Here is a 2,643-nt window from a genome sequence, read left to right as displayed (position 1 = left end):
TGAATATTGCCACCCAATAGACCCGCCTTTGCCATGTTTTTATACCATTTAGGACATATTTCAGACCCATCTCTGCCAAGCAAAGGACCACCCTCCTATATAATGGAATTGCACTATGTTGTGCAAATCTATTATATAGGAGGGTTTTTTTGTGGTTAAATATCGAGAAATCCTTAGGCTGCATTCCCAAGGAGTAAGTCAAAGGGGGATTGCTTCTAGTTGTGCCAACTCGAGAAATACGATTAGAGAGGTGATTAAAAGGGCTCAAACGTTAAATATTTCTTGGCCATTCGAGGAGGATATGACAGATAGTGATCTTCAAGAACTTCTTTTTCCTGAAAAGCATGAAGCATCTAATTTCAGGAGAAAACCAGATTGTGAACACATCCATAAGGAATTAGCTAAGCCAGGGGTGAACTTAGCTCTCTTATGGGATGAGTATTGCTTAAGTTGTAGGGCAAGTTATGAAATCCCCTACAGTTATAGGCAATTTTGTCGTTTCTATCATGATTACGCTAGGAAAACAAAAGCAACTATGCGAATTAAACGTAAGCCAGGCGAACAGCTGGAAGTGGATTGGGCCGGACAAACTATGAGTCTGACAGATAATTTGACTGGGGAAGATATTCCTGTCTATATATTCGTCTCTGCCCTGTCGTGTAGTCAATACGCTTATGTAGAGGGATTCCTATCTATGGACACCGAAAATTGGATTACAGCTCACATTCATGCCCTACAGTTTTTTGGTGGTGTACCACGGATTATTGTTCCTGATAATTTAAAGACTGGGGTAATTAAAACCTCCCGATCTGAGCCTATCATTAATCCAACCTATCAAGAGATGGCTGAACATTATCAAACAACGATTATTCCTGCACGTGTCCGTCATCCGAAGGATAAACCGAGTGCTGAAGGGGCAGTTGGAGATATATCAACTTGGATTATTGCTTCACTTCGAAACCAGAAATTTTTCTCTCTGGCGGAACTAAATGAAGCTATTAAAGAGAAGCTTCAAGAATTTAATACAAAACCATTTCAAAAGAAAAAAGGGAACAGGCTCACAGCCTTTACTGAAGAAGAAAAGTTTGCGCTAATGCCGTTGCCTGTTTCCCCGTACGAGATGGCCACTTGGCTGAAGGCAACCGTACAATATGATTATCACATAACTGCAGACAATATGTCTTATTCTGTTCCTTATGACTATATACAACGTCGTGTAGATGTTCGTGTAACGCGAACCATTGTGGAGGTTTTTTATAAAAATTTTCGAATTGCCTCCCATAAAAAACTCACTGGTAAACCTGGACAGTCAATTACTATTCCGGATCATATGCCAAAGGAACACAAACAATTTCTTGAATTCAATAAAGATTATGTTTTGGATTGGGCATCCTCTGCAGGTGAGAGTACACTAGCCACGGTTAAGAGTATACTAGCTTCTTATAAAGTGGAAAAACAAGCCCTGAAATCCTGTCTAGGATTAATAAAACTATCAGATAGGCATTCTATTGAGCGTGTTGAAAAAGCGTGTGAAAGAGCGCTATCTTATACTCCAAGACCTACACTTAAAAGTATACAAACGATATTAAAGACTGGACAAGATAAACTATCAGAATTGAAAGAAGCAAAAGATTCTAAAAAGGAAAAGCAGACAAATGATTATGGTTTCACTCGTGGAGCCGAATATTATGGAGGTAAGAATAATGACAAATGAAAGCACATTAACTAAATTAAACGAAATGAGAATGTCTGCCATGGCAGAGAAATATGTAGAACAGTTAAAAAACCCTGATTATCAAGAATTATCTTTTGAAGACCGTTTTGGAATACTTGTTGATTTAGAATGGTCCCGCAGACAAAATAACAAACTAGAACGTTTAATTAAAACTGCGGAATTGCGTGACACACAGGCTTCTATAGAAGATATCGAATATCACTCAGATAGAAAGTTAGATAAGTCACAGATTCTTCGCTTAGCCTCTGGACAATATATTGAGGACCGCCATAATATCATTCTTAAAGGGGCTTCAGGAAATGGAAAGACATATCTAGCTTGTGCATTTGGCATTGCAGCATGTCGCCAATTATACAAAGTTCAATATACTAGATTGCCAGATTTATTAGATGAACTCTCTATCGCAAGAGGAGAAGGTGTATACCGCAAGGTAGTGAAAAAATATAAAAAAGTCGATTTACTTATCCTTGATGAATGGCTTCTTACCCCATTAAGGGAAAGTGAAGCAAGGGATCTTTTGGAGATTGTAGAAGCTAGACACCAACAAGGTTCTACAATATTTTGTTCCCAATTTGACCCTAGAGGGTGGCACGAAAAGATTGGAGAAGGTACTTTAGCTGACGCAATTTTAGACCGCATTGTCCATGACTCCTATCAAGTTTTGATAGATGGAGAAATATCCATGCGAGAGCGTCATGGATTAGGTGGACAAGCTTGATATGGCTATTATGACGGGAGAAGACTTAAAGAAAATAGAGGATTATTATTACAAGGCTGGGTATAAGCACTGGTGCCCGTTCCCTGAGGAACTAAAGGCAAAACTATTAGATGTCTATGAAACGGAACCTTTTCCCTGGAACTGGACTGAGCAGGATATTTATGAGGGATCGAGAAAAATAATCATGGAG

The 2,643-nt window shown here is 38.9% G+C and carries 3 protein-coding genes; all 3 read left to right on the top strand.

From position 1 onward, the window contains the following. Window positions 1–151 precede the first annotated feature (151 nt). The gene (gene istA / locus ELQ35_RS21475) at window positions 152–1,714 is read left to right on the top strand and encodes an IS21 family transposase (protein ID WP_126867226.1); all 1,563 of its coding nucleotides are present in this window, start codon (window positions 152–154) and stop codon (window positions 1,712–1,714) included. Then, entirely contained in the window at window positions 1,704–2,453 is a 750-nt protein-coding gene (gene istB, locus ELQ35_RS21470) for an IS21-like element helper ATPase IstB (protein WP_126867225.1), read from the top strand. The genes istA and istB overlap by 11 nt, the downstream gene beginning before the upstream one ends. A gap of 1 nt (window position 2,454) precedes the next feature. Next, on the top strand, window positions 2,455–2,643 hold a 189-nt coding region (locus ELQ35_RS21465), incomplete at its 3' end, for a hypothetical protein (RefSeq protein ID WP_126867224.1).

This window comes from Peribacillus cavernae (genome assembly GCF_003989135.1).
In the GTDB taxonomy this organism is placed as follows: Bacteria; Bacillota; Bacilli; order Bacillales; family DSM-1321; genus Peribacillus; species Peribacillus cavernae.
Note: the sequence above shows the minus strand (reverse complement) of the source record. Positions and strands in the feature narration are given on the sequence as shown.